The sequence below is a fragment of the Rathayibacter sp. AC451 genome, from assembly GCF_979253095.1.
In genome coordinates this window covers 2,632,291-2,652,042 of the sequence record NZ_CEEDBD010000001.1, presented here as the reverse complement: position 1 = coordinate 2,652,042, position 19,752 = coordinate 2,632,291, and the positions used below count along the sequence as shown (strand labels likewise).

Below are 19,752 nucleotides of genomic sequence, written 5' to 3'. Positions count from 1 at the left end.
GCGAAGGCGGTACTGGCGAGCCCAGTGAGGAGCCGGCGTGCGATCCGAGAGTTCATGAAGGTTTCTGTCTGACGAAGTGACGTGGGAGAGGAGCCGGCCGGACTCACGGCCGTCAAGTAGCGTTCGGCGTTCGTGGGCCGGAAGACGTTTGAGACGGTTTCTCGGTTGTGGAAACTCATGGGCAGAACACCCCGTCCCACGGGTGACACCACGACCAGACTTTGAGACGACCTCATCTCTCGACACACTCTTCTCGGAGCGGAAGGACGGCCAGCAGATGCAGTCATTAGCGTCGGACCTCGAGCTGCTGCGGCGGTTGAGCGGTGACAGCTCGGCGGCGATGCGCTCCCTCTACGACAGGCACGCGCCCGCAGTGTTCCGTCTCGTCGGCAGCCGAGCGACCGACGCCGCCTCTGCCGACGACATCGTCCAGGAGACGTTCGTCGTGCTCTGGAGAAAGCGCGCCGTCGTGCGGATCGCCGGCGATTCGGTGCTGCCCTGGCTGCTCGTGACCGCCCGGAACCTCACCATGAACGAGAACCGGGCAGGCTCACGGCGATCGCTCGCCAGTGACCTCGAGGCCGCGGAGACGGATGCCGTCGACGGCCCGGAGCGTGCAGCCGAGATCGCCGCGCTTCTGCGCTCCGTCCAAGACATCGTCGCGACTCTGCCCGATCTCGACCAGCGCCTCTACCGGGCCTGCATAGAGCAGGGGCTCAACTACGAACAAGCGGCAGCTGCCCTCGATGTGAGCCCGGCTGCAGTGCGCAGCAGAAGATTATCGAATCTTGTCAAGAGGGGTGAGAGGGGCCTGAGCGGAGTGCATCTGGTGGGTCAACCACTCCGAGCTTCACATGGGCGCCCTGCCGCTCACAGAGAAGCCACTCACGGGCGCGACGGACGAGAACCTGCCGGGTGACTCACTGCCGTACGAGAAGCCGCATTAGGGGATGTTCGACCCGACAGGAACCCGTAGCGCGGCCCCTGGTGGCGCTGCGGCCGGGGACAGAAGAGGGCTCTGTCCACGTACGAACTCGAGAGCACTCGTGAATGCTCATTCACTCGCTGCAGAGGACGGTGACCGACGACATCGCGGTCTCGCTGATGTACAGGTCAACGCTGCCGAGAAGCTCCAGTTGCGTGTCGCGGACGAGCCGCTTGCTCAGTCCGGGCTGCGCGAGAACGATGTTCAGCTTCGGGCGGAGAGCCTCCGATCTCTCGTAGAGCCGTTGTAGGTCTTCGAACGAACCGTGAACGAATCCGGACTTGCCCTGTGACGCTCGAGTCCGCTCCCGACGCAAGAGGCGCTGTAGCATCTTCTCCACGTTCCGGCGCCATCCGGCGGAGCGTTGGGCCTGACCTGCGAGCTCGTAAAGATCCGCTAGCCGCCCCCCAGGCTGGTCTTCGCTGGAGAACTTGCAGTGTGTGAGCTCGACAACGAGGGTCCCGTCGACCTCGCGCAGGGCGACGATGTCGGCCACCTCCCCCGAGCCATCGTCGTCGAGAATGACGTCCCACACTTCGCCGGAGACACGACCCATGACGTGGCCCTGCACCGTAAGTGGGTCCCGGGCCGCTCCCCACGCTTCGCGGCGGATATTCACATCGCCCCAGTCGATCGCGGTAAGGGCTGTGGCTGCGTATGGCGGCACGTCGCGGTTCGGTTTGAGCAGCAGTCCGGGCGGCTCGATGACGGAATCTTTGTCGAGGAGCACTCGCATCCCTAGCTTGTTCGCCAGCATCGAGAAGTTCTGCAAGCTCCTGGGCCGGACGATACCGACCTCCTGACCGGCGGTGGCCGGCTGGACGTTCAAACCTGCGGGTGTGAGGTGCATGACGTAGGGCGCTGACCACGAGGGCGCCTCGACGGTGAAGGCATGGCCGGTCTCCGATTCCCGATCTCCGACGACGATGGAGACGTCTGCAAATGATGCCGATACGCCGTTGAAGGCGACGTCTGACGGTTCAAGTACGTCACTCAGAGCTGTCGTCGGTTCGAATCCGAGGACGATCTGATCGGGCCATTCCTCGATGGAAACGGGGCGGATGAATCCGCGCATGATCTCGTCGACGCTCAATGTGCCGTCTATGATCTTGGGTCCGACTACGTCGCACCAGTCTGTCCACTGCTTGAGACCGGCCGCTGTTCGGTGGCTCCAGACTCGTCCTTTCAGGGATCCGGCGATGGAGTAGGAGGCGCCGTTGAGGAAGCCCGATCCGGCGATGTGGGTCTGCGTCTTCGTCTGCGCCTCTACTACGGGGAAGGCCTCCGTGACATCACTCCCATGGTGGCTGGTGTATCGCCGACTTCTGTTTCTCGCATCCACGAGTCCCACATTGGTCGGCGTTAGCCGTTGCACCTCATGGAAGACCCGAAAGACGTTCTCGCCGGAGAGAGGGGTGATCCCGGCCTGTCCGGTGATGGCGGCGGCGAGTTCCTCGTGGACGGAGCTGTTGTCGGAGCTGTGGATGTAGAGAAGTCCGTTCTGATCGTCCCAGTAGGCGATGAAGAGGTCGTAGGTGATGGCCTCCACGTCTTCGACGCGGCCCCAGCGAGGTTCTGCCCTGGTGGCAGTGACGTACCAGAGCACGTGGTCACGTTCGTTGGTCGGGATGGGTGACGTGAGCAACGTCTCCGGAGGGACAAAGTCGTTGACGTTCTCTGGATGCCAGGTCAGGGTCCCCGGCTGGTACACGACGGCGCTGAGTGCTGGCGTGAGCGAGTGAATCGAGATGGCGTCCGGCAAGCTCCCGAATGCTTTGGAGAACTCGTCAATCTCCTGCTGCTGTTCTACCGCCTGCTTGGTCAGGTCCTCGATGAGGAGGTTCCAGTCCGCGTCCTGTGCGTAGAGCCGACGAAGCTCGTCGGTATGGCGGACCTCGCTCCGCGCTGCGATGACGGTGGCGGGACCAAGCGCTTCGCCACCGCTGCGGGCGAACCGCCCGACGAACTGCAACGTGACGCCCAGAGTCCGATGCTGGTCGTGCAGGGCGGCGATCTTAAGCTGGGGAAAGTCGAACCCCTCGCCGAACATGTCGACGCAGACGAGGATCCTCGATTCGCGAGAGGCGAGTTTCGCTAGTGCCTCCGTGGTTTTCGTCTTACCCGTACCGTGATGGATGAGGATCGGCTGGAGGTCAGGCGCCTCTTTCTCGTAGATCTCGAGGATGGCCTGAGCTCGGATGATCGACTTCGCCCGCGCCATCACGAGATGGTCGAATCCTGCCTCCAGGTCGGCGCGGAGTGCCCCGAGCGCTGTCGTTGCTACAGCGACGTCTGGGGTCACCAGCTCGAGCACGGATTCGAATCGGATCTTCGAGAAGTAGCCCTGTCTCTGTAGCTTCGCGGAGCGGGAAGGCGAAGATCAGGTTCCCTCCGAGGTGCTGACCGTCCTCTCGGTGAGGGGTGGCGGTGAACTGCACGACCGGCTTCGGCCTGAAGGCGTCCCGGATCGCTCGCCACGTTGTTGCTGAGACGTGGTGTGCCTCGTCGATGAAGAGGTGAGTGAACTCAGAGAGGAAGCTCGAACGAACCTCGGGGGACGTGTTCGTCAGAGCGTTCGGAGTAGAGACCACGACGTTGCAGGCAGACGCGAGTGCCCTCGCGTCAGCGTCGTCCTTGAGCGCCCCCGAAAGCTTGCCGACGACCGGCATCGCGGCCGAATTGGGAACCAGTCCGAGCGTGGACAGGACGCCGAGCGTCTCGAACTTCGAGGCAAGCTGATCACGGAGGGCATCCGAGGGCACCACGACCAGCAATCGCTCAATCCGAGCGGCCACCAGCGCGGCGACCATCGTGTCCGTCTTGCCCGTCCCGGTCGGCATGACGATCGTTGCCGGATCTCGTGGGTCAGTCGTCCAGTAGCCAAGGAGCGCGTGTAGCGCACCGACTTGGGGTCTTCTAAGACCTTTCACCTCCTCGCTCTCTTCGATGAGCTGGAAGCCGCGTGGCCACGATTCGACGACGGCGGCGGGCTCCATCGACCGCTCGTCCTCGCTGCCGACACCGGATCTGAGCTGTCGAGCACGCCACTTGGCCCCTCGCGCCCCCTCGACGTATGACCACGTCGTTACATTGCCATCCGTCATCAAGTGCCCCAAATGTTCTCGGCGATGGTGATCTCCTTCGCGCCGCAATGCGCGAGGTCCGAAGATCCTTTGTCAGCATCATCCCGGACACGGTGATAACCACGTCGAATTCAGGATGCCCTGCGAGCACCCCGTCTCGGATACCGACGACCGGCACGGAGCCCGATTGATATTGAGGATTAATCAATATCCCCCCAGGCCGTGGGACTATTCCTCCGTCACCTCGCTGCCGTCGATCGCGGCGATAATGCGTTGCTTGTCAGGGAGCGCCAGGCGCTCGGCATCGGGGAGAGCGTCGTAGGTGTAGTTCGCGACAGCTCGATGTCAGGTAAGTGACATGACGTCCATTATCGGGTTTGCGTAAACTGAAATAGACGCGCCTGTCGTGCCTCGGGCTCTGTGAGCAGTCCTGCCACGCGAACATCGACGCCTGCAGCGTCGGCTGTTCGAACAAGCCGTCGACCTCGATGCGTCGACCGCTCACTGCGCTCCAGCATTCGACGCCGCGCTCTCCCTCTCGGATCCGAGTGAGACGTACCGGGTGCGCGACAGCTGCTCCATCTCCGAGAGCTCCCTCTGGATTCCGCTGGGCGTGGGCAGCTCGGCAGTCCATCCGGTGTCGACGGCCGCAGCCCTGATCGTCGCCGGCGATGGTCCGTCGCGGCCTCCGCAACGGGCAGGCCGGAGGACGGGTCGTCCTCGGGCGGGTGTCGGCGGCCCGTCGTAGGGTGGTCGCCATGACCTCGACGACGCCTCGCTCCGGTATCGACCGCTCCGAACTCGACCCCGCGACGCGCCCGCAGGACGACCTCTACCGCCACGTCAACGGGCTCTGGATCGACCGCACCGAGATCCCGAGCGACAAGGCGCGCTACGGCTCCTTCCACGTGCTCCAGGAGGAGGCCGAGAAGGCGGTCCGCGACATCATCGTCGAGGCCGCGACCGCTCCGCAGGGCTCCGAGGAGCGCCGCTTCGGCGACCTCTACACCTCCTTCATGGACGAGGCCAGGGCCGAGGAGCTCGGTGCCGCTCCGATCGCCGACGACCTCGCCGCCGTCCAGCGCGTCGACTCGGTCGCAGGCCTGCTGGCCGCCGTCGGCGCCTTCGAGCGCACGGGCGTGCCCGGGCTCTTCGGGCTCTTCGTCGACAACGACCCGGGCGACCCCGAGCGCTACCTCGTCTTCGTCAACCAGGGCGGCCTCGGCCTGCCCGACGAGAGCTACTACCGCGAGGAGGAGTTCGCCTCCGTCCGCGAGAAGTACACGCCCTTCGTGGCGCGCATGCTCGAGCTCGCGGGCGTCGGAGCACCCGAGGAGCGCGCCGCGCGCATCGTCGCCCTCGAGACAGAGCTCGCCGCCGTGCACTGGGACAAGGTGCGCAGCCGCGACAGCCAGGCCACCTACAACCTCCGCTCCTGGGCCGAGGTCGAGGAGCTCGCCGCCGGCATCGACCTGGGAGTCTGGCTGACCGCGATGGGCGCTCCGGAGGGGGCGCTCGCCGAGGTCGTCGTCCGCCAGCCGAGCTTCCTCCAGGGCCTGGCCGGCCTCCTGACCGACGAGAACCTGCCCGCATGGCGCGACTGGCTGTCGTGGCAGGTGGTCCGCGGGGCGGCCGCCTACCTCTCGAGCGACTTCGTCGACGCGAACTTCGACTTCTACGGCCGCACCCTGACCGGCACCCCGCAGAAGCGCGAGCGCTGGAAGCGCGGCGTCTCGCTCGTCGAGGGGTCCCTCGGCGAGGCGGTCGGCCGCATCTACGTCGAGCGCCACTTCCCCGAGAGCGCCAAGACCGAGATGGACGTCCTGGTCGCGAACCTCATCGAGGCGTACCGCCGCTCGATCGGCGAACTCGACTGGATGGGCGCCGAGACCCGCGGACGGGCGCTCGAGAAGCTCGAGAAGTTCACCCCCAAGATCGGCTACCCGGTCCGCTGGCGCGACTACTCCGCCCTGTCGATCGACCCGGCCGACCTGGTGGGCAACGCGCGCCGCGTGGCCGCGTTCGAGTTCGACCGCGAACTCGGCAAGATCGGGAAGCCGCTCGATCGCGACGAGTGGTTCATGACTCCGCAGACCATCAACGCGTACTACAACCCGGGCTTCAACGAGATCGTGTTCCCCGCGGCGATCCTGCAGTTCCCCTTCTTCGACGAGACCCGCGATCCCGCGGCCAACTACGGCGCGATCGGCGCGGTCATCGGCCACGAGATCGGCCACGGCTTCGACGACCAGGGCTCGCGCTTCGACGGCGACGGCCGCCTGACCGACTGGTGGACGCAGGCCGACCGCGAGGCGTTCGAGGAGCGGACCAAGGCGCTCATCGCGCAGTACGACGCCCTCGCTCCCGCGACCACCCCCGGGCACCACGTGAACGGCGCCCTGACCATCGGCGAGAACATCGGCGACCTGGGCGGGCTGAGCATCGCGTGGAAGGCGTACGTGCTCTCGCTCGAGGGGCAGGAGCCTCCCGTGATCGACGGTCTGACCGGCGCCGAGCGCTTCTTCCTGTCGTGGGCGCAGGCCTGGCAGCAGAAGTCCCGCGACGAGGAGACGATCCGCCTGCTGGCCATCGATCCGCATGCCCCGGCAGAGTTCCGGTGCAACCAGATCGTCCGCAACATCGACGAGTTCTACGCTACTTTTGACGTCACCGAAGGCGACGCCCTCTGGCTCTCCCCGAGCGAGCGCGTCACCATCTGGTAGTCACCGGCGACTGCCGTTCCGCACCGCGGACGTCCACCCCCGGGCATCGAGAGCCGACCGATGCCGACGGGGCCGTCCGTGCATCGCGCGCCGTCCCGACGCGTCGACGGACCCCCGCGTCCGCCCCTCCGCACGACCCGCTCAGCCGACCCGTAGAGGGGCCCGACCCGTGGTGATCCCCACCCACGACACCCGCCGTGACAACCGACGAGCCCGCCGCGGCCGGCACAAGGGCTCGCACGATCACGACAACTTCCAGCGCGGCTTCGACGCGCTCGGCCGGCTCGCACTCGACGGAGTCGTGGTCTCGGCCCGTGCCGTCGACGTCGCGACCGGGCGCACCCTGTTCGCGGTCGACGACTCCGTCTCGATGCCCACCGCCGGCATCGGCAAGATCCTGCTCCTGATCGAGGTGGCGGCCCGCCTCGCGAGCGACCCGCAGGAGAACCTCCGCCTGGTCGACCGCACGGCGGCCGACGCCGTCGCCGGCTCGGGCGTCTGGCAGCACCTGCAGGTGCCGTCGATGCCGATCGCCGATCTGGCGGCGCTGGTCGGCGCGACGAGCGACACGCTGGCGACCAACGTGCTGCTGCGCCGCGTGGGGCTCGACGCCGTGCGTGAGCGTGCCGAGGGCCTCGGGCTCTCGCGCACCGCGCTGCTCGACGTCGTCCGCGACGACCGCGGCCCCGACGACGCCCCGCAGCTCTCCATCGGCTCCGCCCGCGAGCTGACCTGGCTGCTGGCGACGCTGGCGAACGGCGAGATCGTCGACTCCGCCGTCAGCTCGCGCGTCATCGGCTGGCTGTCGCTCAACTCCGACCTGTCGATGGTCGCCTCCGCCTTCGGCCTCGACCCGCTCACGCACCGTCAGCCCGACCACGGCGTGCTGCTCGTCAACAAGACCGGCGCCGACGCCGGCGTGCGCGCCGAGACCGGAGTGCTGCGCGGCCCCCGCGCCTCGGTCGCCTACGCGGTGACGACCCAGTTCGACGACACGACCCTGCACTACCGCCTCGCGGTGCTCGAGGGCATGCGCACCCTGGGTGTCGATTTGCTGGAGTACGTGCACTGACGCGGGCGGCGTGCGATGTCCTCGGACTCGGCGACGCGGCGTTCGCCGCGGGTGCGGCGCGCGGTGTCCGCCGATTCCGCGTGAAGCCCGCGGGTCGGGGGCCCTGCGTGCCGCGGCGATCGTGCGGGGTTCGCCGGTCCGGGTGCTCGATCGCCGACGTCGCAGCCGCCGGATCGAGTGGGCGGCGGCCGCCCGTCAAGTCCATGACCGGCGTGCGGACCGCGACCTAGGCTGCCGACAGCGGGACCGCCTCCGGTGCGGGCCGCGGAGGAGGAACCATGAGCAGCTTCGGCTTCGACGCCCCCGAGGACGTCACCGACACCACCCGCCCCGACCCCGACTCGATCCCCGCGCCTCCCGAGGACCCGGCGCAGATCGACGACCCCGAGGCCCTCGACGAGGCGCTCGACGAGGGCGCCGACGCCCGCCTCGGCGACGACCAGGATCCGCCGGAGCAGCCGGTCGTCCCGTCGCCGAGCTGAGGCCCGCGGGAGCGCTGCGGCTTCCCTTTTGCTGATCGAGTAGCCCGCGTACCGGGCGTATCGAGATCAACCATCGCCAGAAGGCCTGGTCCTCAGCGGATCTGCTGGCGGACGTGGGTCTCGATACGCCGCTGCGCTGCTACTCGACCAACAGGCTGACGATCAGCCGAGACGCAACGCGGCTTCGCCGCCCGAGGCGCCCCTGTGGAGTTGGTCGACCGGCGGGAACGACGGCGCTACCGGATCCCGCTGCGCGCGAAGCCCTGCACGAAGTACCGCTGGAACGCCAGGAACAGCACCACCATCGGCAGCACCGACACGAGGGCCAGCGCCATGCTCGCGCTGTAGTCCGGCGTCGACTGCCCCTTGAGGTAGAGCAGCCCGATCGGCAGCGTGAACAGGTCGTTGTCCTTGAGCGCGATCAGCGGCCAGGCGAAGTCGTTCCACGAGCCGAGCAGCGTCAGCAGCACCAGCACCGCGATCAGCGGGCGGCTGAGCGGCAGCACCACCTGCAGGAAGACGCGCAGCTGACCGGCTCCGTCGATCCGCGCGGCCTCGAGCAGCTCCTCCGGGATCGACAGGAAGAACTGCCGGGCGAGGAAGATGCCGAACGCCGCAGCGGCTCCCGGCAGGATCACCGACCAGTACGTGCCGTAGATCTGCAGGCCGGCGACGAGCCGGAACTGGGCGACCATGATCGCCTGCACCGGGATCATCATCGTCGCCAGCGCCAGGAGGAACAGCGCGTTGCGCCCCGGGAAGCGCAGCCGGGCGAACGCCCAGCCCGCCGTGAGGTTCACCACCACCGTCAGTGCCGTCACGAAGGCCCCGATCACGACGGAGTTGACGAACCAGTCGCCGACCGGGAACCGCTCGAACACGGTGGCGAAGTTCTCGAGGCTGAGGGTGCTCGGCCAGAACCGGGGCGGGCCCGGCGCGAAGACCTCTCCGCGGGGCGAGAACGCGATGACGAGCATCCAGTAGAGCGGGAAGAAGACGATCGCCGAGGCGATCACGGCGACGACGATGCGCAGGGCGACGCCGGCGCGGGAGCCGTCGCGGCCGCCGCGGCGACGGCGAGTACCGGAGGCGGTGCGCGTCGCGTCGACCGCGGGGGCGATCTGAGTGAGGGTCGAGGAGGTCATCGGGGGTCCTATTCGACGAGATCGCGGGTGCGGCTGGTGCGCCACTGGACGTAGGTGAAGGCGAGCGTGATGAGCAGGATCACGACGCCCAGCGCCGCTCCGTAGCCCTGCTCGCGCACCTGGAAGCCGTTGCGGTACGCGTAGGTGCCGAGCACCGAGGTCGAGAAGCCCGGTCCTCCGCCGGTCATCACGAAGACGATGTCGAAGACCTGGAACGAGGCGATCACGTTCATGATCAGCAGGAAGAACGTCGACGGGCCGACCAGCGGCACCGTCAGTGCGCGGAACTGCTGCCAGCGCGTCGCTCCGTCGATCCGCGCCGCCTCGTAGAGCTCGGGCGAGACGCTCTGCAGGCCGGCGATGTAGATCACCATGTTGAAGCCGATCCGGAGCCAGATCGCGGTGATCATCACCGAGACCATCGCCGGGCCGCCCTCGGACTGCCACGACACGGGCGAGGCGCCGAGCGAGGTCAGCACCTTGTTGACGATGCCCGAGGACTCGCTGAAGATCGTGACCGCGATCATGCCGGAGGCGACTCCGGAGATGACCAGCGGCAGCACGATGATCGTGCGGTAGACACCGCGCGCGGGCAGCACCGAGTTCAGCAGCACGGCCAGGCCCAGCCCGCCGATCAGCTCGAGCGGCACCGTGACGGCCGTGAAGAGCAGCGTGTTCGCGAGGCTCTGCCAGAAGACCGGATCCGCGCCCATCCGCAGGTAGTTCGCGAATCCGACCCACTCCGGCGTGCCGAAGCCGCGCGAGTCCTGGAACGAGAGCTGGACCGCCCAGAGGATCGGCACGAAGAGGAACAGCGCCATCAGCAGCATGTTCGGCGCCACGAAGCCGTAGCCGGTGAGCACCTCGCGGGTGCGGGCGGCCGACCGCCGCCGAGCGGGCGCGGGGGCGCCCTCCCGGCGGCGGAGTGCGGCGGTGGTCATCAGCTGGTCGCCTGCCCGATGGCGTCGGACAGATCGGCCAGCGTCTCCTCGGTGCTGCGGCCGTTCACGAAGGCCTGCTCGAGCTGGTCCTGCATCGCGACCGAGATCTGCGCGAGGAACGGCGAGGTGAGCTGCTGCACGTCGCGCGGCGTGATCGTCGAGGCCTGCTCGACGAAGACGGGCATGACGTCCGGGCGCACCGCGAACTCGATCGAGGCGGGGTCGATGTCGGAGCGGGTGGGCAGCTCGTTGGTCGCCGCGCAGAACTCGGCCATGTTCTCGGCCTCCGTCATGAACGTCAGGAAGTCGGTGGCGAGCTCGGGGTTCTCGGTCTCGGCCGTCGCGACCAGCGCGTTGCCGCCGAGGTCGGTGGCTCCGCGCTCGTCGACGGGCATCGGAGTCGCGACCCAGTCGAAGTCGGCGAGATCGTCGATGTCGGGCACGAGGAACGAGCCGGCGAACGCCATCGCGACGGTCTCCTCCGTGAAGAAGGAGTCGGCGTAGGTGGCCGACTTGACCGAGCTGGTCGGGGGCACCCATCCGTTCTCGAAGAAGCTCTTGGTGTAGTCGAGCGCCTTCGCGCCCTCGGCGGAGTCGATGGCGGGGGTCGTGCCGTCCTCCTCGAGCAGGGCGCCGTCGGCCTCGAACAGCCAGCTCAGCCAGCGCGGGGTACCGCCGAGCTGCCAGTTGTAGACGAAGGGGTACTGCTCGGCGGGGAGGGAGGCGCGCAGCGTGGTGGCCACGTCGGCGAACTCCTCCCAGGTCCAGGCCTCGTCGAGCGTGGTCGGCACGTCGGTGATGCCCGCGGCGGCGAGCAGCTCGGTGTTGACGAGCAGCGCCGAGACGTCGGTCTGGTGCGGGACTCCGTAGGGCACGCCCTCGAAAGAGACCGCCTCCCAGAAGGCGGGGGTGAACGCGTCGATCTGCTCCTGCGAGACGTACTCGCTCACGTCGAGCAGCTGCTCCTGGCTCGAGTAGACGCCGAGGTTGCCGTAGTCGACGCGGAACACGTCGGGCGCCTCGCCCGAGCTCAGCTGCGCGTCGATGTTGCTGAACATCTGGTCGTAGGGCACGACGTTGAGCTGCACGTCGACGCCGTCGTTCGCGGCCTCGAAGTCGGCGATCAGGGTCTCGAAGGCCGCCTCCTCCGACTCGCTGGCCCAGGTGGTGAAGGTGAGGGAGCCGGCCTCGGATCCGCCGCCGCCCCCTCCTCCGAAGCCGCTGCAGCCGGTGAGGGCGGCGGTGACCGCCAGGACGGTGGCGGTGGGTATCAGTCGTCGTGTCGTCATGATCGTGTCCTCTGCTGTGGTGTGCGGTGCGGTGCGGTGTGCGGAGTGGTGTGCGTGCGGTGGTCAGGGGTCCAGGCGGTCGAGCGCGTGCTCGACCAGCGAGACGAGGCCGTGCGGGCCGAGCTGTCCCTCGAGCGACTCGACGAGCTCGCGACGGTCGGCGGGCGCGTCGCATTCGAGGGCGGCGTGGGCGGTGGCGGTCGCGTCCTCGATCGCGCGGACGCAGCCGAAGCGGGCGATGCGGGCGTCGTCGAGAGCGGCCTCGCCGTACCCGGAGCGGAACGAGCGGCGCTGCTCGTCGGTGATCGGCTGCGAGAAGATCACGCCGAGCTCGATCAGCAGCAGGTCGACCTCGCGCGGGGCGACCGTCGCCTCGTCGAAGTCGATCAGCCAGGGGCTGCCGTCGGTGCCGATCACCACGTTGCCGGGGTGCGGATCGCCGTGCAGCGGGACGCGCGCGGTCGGCGTGCGCTCCCGCTTGAGGCGCCGCTCCGCCCGGGCGAGCGCCTCCAGGCGCGGACGGTGGGCGCGCCAGAGCCGGGCGGTCTCGTCGTCGGGGGCGTCGCGCATCCGCTCGTCGAGGCCTGCCAGACGCGCCGTCGGCGGCGCGCCGGCCCGGCGGATCCCGCGGCGGACCGGGGTGCCGGCCGGGGGAGCGGAGTCGTGCACGGCGCGCAGCACGACGCCGAGCCCCTCCCACGAGAGGGCATCGGGGCCGGAGTCGACGGCGTCCTCGCCCAGGATCCACGGGGCGACCGACACGAGCACGCCGTCGTCCTCGCTCCAGGGACGGCCGTCGGCGGCGCGCAGGGGGGCGATGACGCCCGGGACCCCGGCCTCGGCGAGGGATGCGGCCAGCGACAGCCCGAAGCGCCCGTCACGGCGGCTCGCCTTCACGCTCCACAGGGCTCCGGAGTCGTCGACTGCGCACCAGACGCGGGCGCGGTCGTCGAGGCCGCCCGTCACCGGCTCGAGCGCGGTGATCGGCACGCCGAACTCCCGGCGGACACGATCGTCCACGGCGGCTTCGAGAATGCTCATCCCTGTCATCGTGACGCCCGAACAGGGCTGAAACACGGACTTGCGGATCCGGCGCGGAGGTGCGCGGAGGGCGGGAGAGCTGGGAGTGGGGGAGCGGGGCGCGAGGCGTGCGGGCCCGCGTGGCTCAGTGCGGAGCGACCGCCGCCAGCCACTGCCGCACGAGCGGCACGAGGAGGGCCGGGTCCTCGTCCGCCTCGAGCGCGCGCACCGCCCGGTCCGCCGCACGCCATTGGACCCGGTCGTCGTCGAGCACCGGTGCGACGTCGTCCGCGCGCGCCGCGACTCCGCGGTGCAGCACGACCTCGACCCGGTCGCCCGGCCGCAGGCGCAGCGTGACCAGGTGCTCGCCGATCGCATAGCTGGGCGCGTTCCACTTCACCGATTCGACGAGCCGCGGATCCGCCGACAGCACCGCCTCGCGTACGCGCCCGATCTGCTCGTGGCGCGGGTGCCGCATCGCGGCGACGTGGGCGGTGGCGGCGGCGTCGAGTCGTGACATGGAGTCACCGTGGCACGGGATCGGACGCGGCGGGTGTTCGCAACCGAGGTCAGGATCCGGAGAAGGGCACCGGGAGGGCCGCCGCGGCCCTCCGGACCTCGGCTGCGCACTGCGTCAGGCCGCGACTCGGTGCGCGGACGCCCCACTCGGCCGCGGACGTGCGCAAGGCTGGAGCAATGCAGTTCAGAGTCTTCACCGAACCCCAGGAGGGCGCGAGCTACGAGGACCTCCTCGCCGTCGCCCAGGCGACCGAGGCCCTCGGCTTCGACGGCTTCTTCCGCTCCGACCACTACCTCCGCATGGGCGAGGGCGATCCGGGCCCCGGACCCTCCGACGCCTGGACCTCGCTCGCCGGCCTCGCCCGCGAGACCGAGCGGATCGCGCTCGGCACGCTGGTCTCCTCCGTCACCTACCGCCCGCCGGGGATCCTCGCGATCCAGGTCGCCCAGGTCGACGCCATGTCGGGCGGACGCGTCGAGCTCGGACTCGGCACCGGCTGGTTCGAGAAGGAGCACGCCGCGTACGGCATTCCCTTCCCGCCCCGCCGCTTCGACCTGCTCGAGGAGCAGCTCGAGATCGTCACCGGCCTCTGGTCGACCCCGGTCGGCGAGCGCTACTCGTTCACGGGCGAGCACTACACGCTCACCGACTCGCCGGCGCTGCCCAAGCCCGCGCGGCTGCCCGTCCCGGTGATCGTGGGCGGAGGAGGCCCGAAGCGCACCCCGCGCCTCGCGGCCCGCTTCGCCAGCGAGTTCAACCTGCCGTTCCCCGAGTTCGACTCGATCCGCGGCTCCTTCGACCGCGTCGACGAGGCGTGCCGCGCCATCGGGCGCGAGCCGTCGTCGTTGGTGCACTCCGTCGCGCTGATCGCGGTCGCAGGATCGTCCGAGGCGGAGTTCGCGCGCCGGGCCGCGGCCGTCGGGCGCGAGCCGGCCGAGCTGCGCGAGCACGGCATCGCGGGCGGCGTGCAGGAGGCGGTGGACCGCCTGGAGTCGCTGCGCGAGTCGGGCGTCGAGCGCGTGTACCTGCAGATCATGGACCTGCACGACCTCGAGCACCTCGACCTGTTCGCCCGCGAGGTCCTGCCGCGCCTGTCGTCCTGAGTCGGCGCCCGCGCCTCCCTCCTCCCTCCTCCAGAAGTTGCGGTGACCGCTCGCGCTTCCCGCAACTTCTGGAGAGTCGACGGCTCGGCCGGCTCCACTCCGCAATAGTCGTCGCACTCGAGCGCGAGTACGACGACTTCTGCGGACTCGAATGCTCGTGCGCCGTCTCCGGAGTCGCTTCGTTCCTCGACTCCGCGAAAGTTGTCGTACTCGAGCCTGAGTACGACAACTTCTGCGGACTCGGCGGCGCCACACTCCGGCCCGACGGCTACGGCCTCCTGCAGCCCGCGCTCCTCGAGAAGTTGCGGTGACCGCTCGCGCTTCCCGCAACTTCTGGAGAAACGACGGCTCGGCGGCTCGACTACGCGAAAGTCGTCGTACTCGAGCGCGAGTACGACGACTTCTGCGGACTCGATGGTGACTTCTGCGCGCGAAGCGGCGGCTTCCGCGGAGGCGCGGGCCGCGCCTCGCGGCCCGGCCCCGACCTAGGCTGGACACGTGCCTGAGACCATCGAGCGCCCCGACGAGCGGCTGCGGACCCGCTCCGCCGCCGACGTCCCGTGGATCGTGCTCGTCTGGGACGACCCGGTGAACCTCATGTCGTACGTCTCGTTCGTCTTCCGCAGCTACTTCGGTTTCGGGCGCGCCGAGGCGGAGCGGCTGATGCTGCAGGTGCACACGGAGGGTCGTGCGGTGGTCGCGACCGGCAACCGCGAGGAGATGGAGCGGCACGTGGAAGCGATGCACGGCTACGGCCTGTGGGCGACGCTGCAGAAGGCCGACGCGTGAACAGCGCCGTGCGGACTGCGCCCCCGATGACGCCCGCGGACGCCCCCACCCCCTTCCCCGCCCCCGCGATCGGCCCCCGCTGATGCGCGCGTTCCGTCGCGACGCCTCCGGAGCCGCTGTCGCCCGCTTCGATCGCGAAGAGGCCGGGATCCTCCGCCACCTCGCCGGCGAGATGCTCGAGCTCCTGGACCGCAGTGCCGACGACGACCAAGCGCGGAGCGATCCGGCGCTCGCCCGGCTGCTCCCCGACGCCTACCGTGACGACGCCGAGGCCGCGGCCGAGTTCCGGCGCTTCACCGCTCCCGACCTCGCCGGCCGCAAGATGGACGACGCGCGGGCGGTGGCTGCGGCGCTCGACGCGGGGGACGACTCCGCTCACCGCGGTGTCTTCGCAGGGCTGGGCGAGGTCTCGGTGCGCCTCGAGGAGCGGCAGGCGCTCTCGTGGATGCGCGCGCTCACCGACATGAGGCTGGCGCTCGCCGCACGACTCGGCATCCTCGACTCCGACGACGGCCTCGAGCCCGCCGACGAGAACGCCGCCGCCATCCTCAGCGTCTACGACTGGCTCGGCGCTGTGCAGGACGGCCTCGTCCGCGCGGTCGACGTGTAGCCGCTCCGCCAGGCCCGGGTGACCACGATCCCGCGTCAGGCTGTGCTGGCGACGGCGCTCTCGCGTCCACCGGCCCGCTAGTCGTTCTAGGGAATCCACAGCTGTGGACAACCCTGTGGAGAACTGTGGACAAGGGTGGGGAGAACCCGCTCCGGATCTCGCAGAACCGCGGCGCGCCTGTGCAAGGGGCTGTGGGGACCTGTGGAAACGCGTACCGTCCATCCTGTGAATACACCGAGTGGCAACCAGGCCAAGCAGGCAGCGGACGACGCGCAGGACTCGACGGCGGTGCGCACGCTCGCCCGGTTCGGCTACGCGGCGAACGGGCTCGTGCACATCCTGATCGGAGTGATCGCCCTCGGAGTCGCCCAGGGCGGAGGAGGCTCGGCGGACCAGTCGGGCGCGCTCGGCGCGCTCTCGTCGACTCCGGGCGGAACCGTCGTGCTCTGGGTCTGCACGATCGGACTCTTCGGACTGGCGCTGTGGGGGATCCTCGAGGCGTTCCTCGTCGTCAAGGGCGACACCGAGCTGAAGAAGTGGGGCAGCAGGCTCAAGGAGGCGGCGAAGGCCGTCGTCTACGCGGCGCTCGGCGTCACCGCGCTCCGCTTCGCGATGGGCGACGGGGCGAACTCGTCGGAGTCCTCGAAGAGCGCGAGCGCGCAGGTCCTGGCGGCTCCGGGCGGCGTGGTGCTGCTCGTGCTGGTCGGCGTGGCCGTCCTCGCGGTCGGCGGCGTGTTCGTCTACCGGGGTGTGTCGAAGAAGTTCCTCGAGAACATCGCGGAGCCCGGCGGCACGGCCGGCACCGTCGTCACCTGGCTCGGCATCGTCGGCTACACCGCCAAGGGCATCGTGCTGGGAGCACTGGGCGTGCTGCTGATCGTCGCCGCCGTCCGGCACGACCCGGAGCAGGCGGGCGGACTCGACGAGGCGCTGAAGTCTCTGACCGAGCTGCCGTTCGGAGTCTTCCTGCTCGGCTTCGTCGCCCTCGGACTCATCGCCTACGGCGTGTACTGCTTCGCGCGGGCGCGCTGGCCGCGCCTCTGACCGGTCCTACTCCTCGGCAGCCTCCCGCGCAACTGGTGACACGGTCACCGTCGCGGTGACACGCTGAGCCTGTGAGCGCAGGGACCGACGACGAGGTCGCGATCGGGGTCTACTCGGTCGGGATCTCGGCCGCGCGCCTGCTGCGCTCCGCCGCCACCGGCGACCGGGCCGCGTTCGCCGAGCTGTTCGACCGCTTCAGCGGTCTCTTCTCGGCCTCGATCGCCGCCGTCCACTCCGATCCGGCGACGCGCGACCGGCTCTGCACCGAGGCCTTCGCCGAGGTCTGGCGGCGCTCGGCCGAAGGGGCCGGCTCCCGGACCCCGGTGCTCTGGCTGCTCGAGGTGCTCTGCGAGACCCTCGGCTCCTCCCGCGCGATCGCTCGACGCCCCCTCGGCGAGGGCCTGCTCGCGCTCGCCTGCCCCGACCGGGAGCTGCTGCTCCTGGCCGTCGCGGGGCGGTACTCCCAAGCCGAGATCGCGGCGCTCACCGGAGTGGGCGAGCCCGCTCTGCGCAGGATGCTGCGGAACGCCCTCTCGTCCCTCCGCGAGCTCGACGACGGTCGTCTCACCGCCTGAGGCCCTTCGGGAATACACCGCCCCGCGGTAAAGTTGAGTCAATCGAACTCAACTCTCGATCATCAGGAGGACACCCCAGATGCAGGCCGGTCGCACGCCCCAGCAGGACGAGCAGCAGTCCGCCCTCGAGCAGTACGGAGTCGACCTCACCGCGATCGCTGCGAGCGGCAAGCTCGATCCGGTGATCGGCCGCGACGCCGAGATCCGCCGCGTCAGCCAGGTGCTGACCCGGCGCACCAAGAACAACCCTGTGCTCATCGGCGAGCCCGGCGTCGGCAAGACCGCCGTCGTCGAGGGGCTCGCCCAGCGCATCGTCGCCGGCGACGTCGCCGACAGCCTCAAGGGCAAGCGCCTCGTCAGCCTCGACCTGTCCGCCCTCATCGCGGGCGCCAAGTACCGCGGCGAGTTCGAGGAGCGGCTGAAGGCGGTCCTGAAGGAGATCAACGACTCCGACGGCCGCATCATCACGTTCATCGACGAGCTGCACACGCTCATGGGCGCGGGAGGCGGCGACGGCTCGGTCGCGGCCGCCAACATGCTCAAGCCCATGCTCGCGCGCGGCGAGCTGCGGATGATCGGCGCCACGACCCTCGACGAGTACCGCGAGTACATCGAGAAGGACGCCGCACTCGAGCGCCGCTTCCAGCAGGTGTTCGTCGGTGAGCCGAGCGTCGAGGACACGGTCGCGATCCTCCGCGGCCTGAAGGAGCGCTACGAGGCGCACCACAAGGTCGCCATCGCCGACTCCGCCCTGGTCGCCGCCGCCTCGCTCTCGAGCCGCTACATCACCGCGCGTCAGCTGCCGGACAAGGCCATCGACCTCATCGACGAGGCCGCGTCGCGGCTGCGGATGGAGATCGACTCCGCTCCCGTCGAGATCGACGAGCTGCGCCGCTCCGTCGACCGGCTGAAGCTCGAGGAGCTCGCGCTGAAGAAGGAGAAGGACGAGGGCCTCGAAGGCGCGGCTCGAGAAGCTGCGCGAGGACCTCGCGCGGCGCGGCGCCCAGCTCGAGGAGCTGCAGAAGCGGTGGGAGCGCGAGCGCGCCTCCCTCAACCGCGTCGGCGACCTCAAGAACAAGCTCGACGCCTTGCGGATCGAGGCCGAGCGCGCCCAGCGCGAGGGCCGGCTCGAGCGCGCCTCGCGGCTGCTCTACGGCGACATCCCCGTGATCGAGCGCGACCTCGCCGCCGCCGAGAAGGAGGAGGAGCCGGCAGAGGGCCGCATGGTCAACGAGCAGGTCACCTCCGACGACATCGCGGCCGTGATCGCCGCCTGGACGGGGATCCCCGTCGGCCGGCTGATGCAGGGCGAGACCGAGAAGCTGCTGCACCTCGAGCGCGAGCTGCACCGCCGCCTGATCGGGCAGGAGCGGGCCGTGTCGGCCGTGTCGGACGCGGTGCGCCGCACCCGCGCGGGCATCTCGGACCCCGACCGGCCCACCGGCTCGTTCCTCTTCCTCGGCCCGACCGGTGTCGGCAAGACCGAGCTCGCGAAGGCGCTCGCCGACCATCTCTTCGACGACGAGAAGGCGCTGGTGCGCATCGACATGTCGGAGTACGGCGAGAAGTTCGCCGTCTCGCGCCTGGTCGGCGCCCCTCCCGGCTACATCGGCTACGAGCAGGGCGGCCAGCTGACGGAGGCGGTGCGGCGGCGCCCGTACTCGGTGGTGCTGCTCGACGAGATCGAGAAGGCGCACCCCGAGGTCTTCGACGTGCTGCTGCAGGTCCTCGACGACGGCCGCCTCACCGACGGGCAGGGGCGGACGGTCGACTTCCGCAACACGATCCTGATCCTCACCTCGAACCTCGGCTCGCAGTACCTCGTCGATCCGACGCTGTCGATCGAGCAGAAGGAGGAGGCGGTGCAGCAGATGGTGCGCCAGGCCTTCAAGCCCGAGTTCGTGAACCGCCTCGATGACATCGTGATCTTCCGGACGCTGGACGAGACCGAGCTGGGCGAGATCGTGTCGCTGTACGTCGACCGGCTGTCGCGCCGGCTGTCGGAGCGACGGCTCGACCTGGCCGTCACGCCCAGCGCCCGCGGGTGGCTGGCCGAGCGCGGCTACGACCCGCAGTACGGCGCCCGGCCGCTGCGCCGACTGATGCAGCACGAGATCGACGACCAGCTCGCGACCGCTCTGCTGGACGGCTCGATCCGCGACGGCGACGTGGTGCTGGTCGACGTCTCGGACGACGGCGAGGGCCTCGTGGTGAGCGCCGGGCTGCCGGCTGCGGCGTAGGGCGGCTCCACTCCGCGGAAGTCGTCGTACTCGAGCTCGAGTACGACGATTTCTGCGGACTCGAGCGCGCGGCTGCCGGCGGAGGCTCCTCCACAGAGGGGAGGGGCCGCGAAGTCGTCCACAGCGTCGGG

General features: G+C 69.5%; 16 protein-coding genes and 1 pseudogene. 10 read left to right on the top strand and 7 right to left on the bottom strand.

Features of this window, described 5'->3' with window-relative positions; all coding sequences use genetic code 11:
- Positions 1-277 precede the first annotated feature (277 nt).
- Positions 278-919, top strand: a complete 642-nt coding sequence (locus tag AC0CID_RS12665) for an RNA polymerase sigma factor (protein WP_465227082.1) — start codon at positions 278-280, stop codon at positions 917-919.
- Positions 920-1,058: 139 nt separating this feature from the next.
- On the opposite strand, the gene AC0CID_RS12660 is transcribed toward AC0CID_RS12665, so the two are convergent.
- Together AC0CID_RS12660 and AC0CID_RS12655 are read right to left on the bottom strand one after the other, a co-directional pair.
- The gene (locus AC0CID_RS12660) at positions 1,059-3,206 is read right to left on the bottom strand and encodes a DEAD/DEAH box helicase (RefSeq protein ID WP_465228098.1); all 2,148 of its coding nucleotides are present in this window, start codon (positions 3,204-3,206) and stop codon (positions 1,059-1,061) included.
- A complete protein-coding gene (locus tag AC0CID_RS12655) occupies positions 3,139-4,089 on the bottom strand; it encodes a DEAD/DEAH box helicase family protein (RefSeq protein WP_465227081.1) in 951 nt (316 codons plus the stop codon). Before AC0CID_RS12655 ends, AC0CID_RS12660 begins: the two co-directional genes overlap by 68 nt.
- Before the next feature lie 737 nt (positions 4,090-4,826).
- On the opposite strand from AC0CID_RS12655, the gene AC0CID_RS12650 reads away from it, so the two are divergent.
- The 3 genes from AC0CID_RS12650 to AC0CID_RS12640 all read left to right on the top strand — a co-directional run bounded on the left by AC0CID_RS12650 (position 4,827) and on the right by AC0CID_RS12640 (position 8,345).
- Positions 4,827-6,791: a M13 family metallopeptidase gene (locus AC0CID_RS12650; RefSeq protein ID WP_465227080.1), complete on the top strand. Its 1,965-nt coding sequence runs from the start codon at positions 4,827-4,829 to the stop codon at positions 6,789-6,791.
- A 169-nt stretch (positions 6,792-6,960) separates the two neighbouring features.
- Positions 6,961-7,863, top strand: coding sequence for a serine hydrolase (locus tag AC0CID_RS12645; protein WP_465227079.1), 903 nt, complete (start codon positions 6,961-6,963; stop codon positions 7,861-7,863).
- 278 nt (positions 7,864-8,141) lie between these two features.
- Positions 8,142-8,345, top strand: coding sequence for a hypothetical protein (locus AC0CID_RS12640; RefSeq protein ID WP_465227078.1), 204 nt, complete (start codon positions 8,142-8,144; stop codon positions 8,343-8,345).
- A gap of 236 nt (positions 8,346-8,581) precedes the next feature.
- On the opposite strand, the gene AC0CID_RS12635 is transcribed toward AC0CID_RS12640, so the two are convergent.
- From AC0CID_RS12635 to AC0CID_RS12615, 5 genes are all read right to left on the bottom strand, one after another.
- Positions 8,582-9,490 (bottom strand): carbohydrate ABC transporter permease, encoded by a 909-nt coding sequence (locus AC0CID_RS12635; protein ID WP_465227077.1) that lies wholly within the window; start codon positions 9,488-9,490, stop codon positions 8,582-8,584.
- Between the two features lie 8 nt (positions 9,491-9,498).
- Entirely contained in the window at positions 9,499-10,431 is a 933-nt protein-coding gene (locus tag AC0CID_RS12630) for a carbohydrate ABC transporter permease (RefSeq protein WP_465227076.1), read from the bottom strand.
- On the bottom strand, positions 10,431-11,720 hold the full coding sequence (locus AC0CID_RS12625; RefSeq protein ID WP_465227075.1) for an ABC transporter substrate-binding protein: 1,290 nt from the start codon (positions 11,718-11,720) through the stop codon (positions 10,431-10,433). The genes AC0CID_RS12630 and AC0CID_RS12625 overlap by 1 nt, the downstream gene beginning before the upstream one ends.
- A gap of 63 nt (positions 11,721-11,783) precedes the next feature.
- Positions 11,784-12,761 (bottom strand): phosphotransferase, encoded by a 978-nt coding sequence (locus AC0CID_RS12620; protein ID WP_465227074.1) that lies wholly within the window; start codon positions 12,759-12,761, stop codon positions 11,784-11,786.
- A 124-nt stretch (positions 12,762-12,885) separates the two neighbouring features.
- The gene (locus tag AC0CID_RS12615; RefSeq protein WP_465227073.1) at positions 12,886-13,260 is read right to left on the bottom strand and encodes a DUF1801 domain-containing protein; all 375 of its coding nucleotides are present in this window, start codon (positions 13,258-13,260) and stop codon (positions 12,886-12,888) included.
- 176 nt (positions 13,261-13,436) lie between these two features.
- Here AC0CID_RS12615 and AC0CID_RS12610 point away from each other — a divergent pair, with 176 nt between their 5' ends.
- The 6 genes and pseudogenes from AC0CID_RS12610 (at position 13,437) to AC0CID_RS12585 (ending at position 19,621) form a co-directional block, all read left to right on the top strand.
- Positions 13,437-14,363 carry an LLM class F420-dependent oxidoreductase gene (locus AC0CID_RS12610; protein ID WP_465227072.1) on the top strand — a complete coding sequence of 309 codons (927 nt, stop codon included), beginning with the start codon at positions 13,437-13,439 and terminating at the stop codon, positions 14,361-14,363.
- A gap of 498 nt (positions 14,364-14,861) precedes the next feature.
- Positions 14,862-15,152 carry an ATP-dependent Clp protease adapter ClpS gene (clpS, locus tag AC0CID_RS12605; protein WP_465227071.1) on the top strand — a complete coding sequence of 97 codons (291 nt, stop codon included), beginning with the start codon at positions 14,862-14,864 and terminating at the stop codon, positions 15,150-15,152.
- Between the two features lie 82 nt (positions 15,153-15,234).
- On the top strand, positions 15,235-15,762 hold the full coding sequence (locus tag AC0CID_RS12600) for a DUF2017 family protein (protein WP_465227070.1): 528 nt from the start codon (positions 15,235-15,237) through the stop codon (positions 15,760-15,762).
- A 225-nt stretch (positions 15,763-15,987) separates the two neighbouring features.
- Entirely contained in the window at positions 15,988-16,806 is an 819-nt protein-coding gene (locus AC0CID_RS12595; RefSeq protein WP_465227069.1) for a DUF1206 domain-containing protein, read from the top strand.
- Positions 16,807-16,877: 71 nt separating this feature from the next.
- Positions 16,878-17,381 (top strand): RNA polymerase sigma factor, encoded by a 504-nt coding sequence (locus AC0CID_RS12590; RefSeq protein WP_465227068.1) that lies wholly within the window; start codon positions 16,878-16,880, stop codon positions 17,379-17,381.
- 79 nt (positions 17,382-17,460) lie between these two features.
- A pseudogene (locus AC0CID_RS12585) lies at positions 17,461-19,621 on the top strand (ATP-dependent Clp protease ATP-binding subunit).
- The last annotated feature ends 131 nt before the right edge of the window (positions 19,622-19,752 follow it).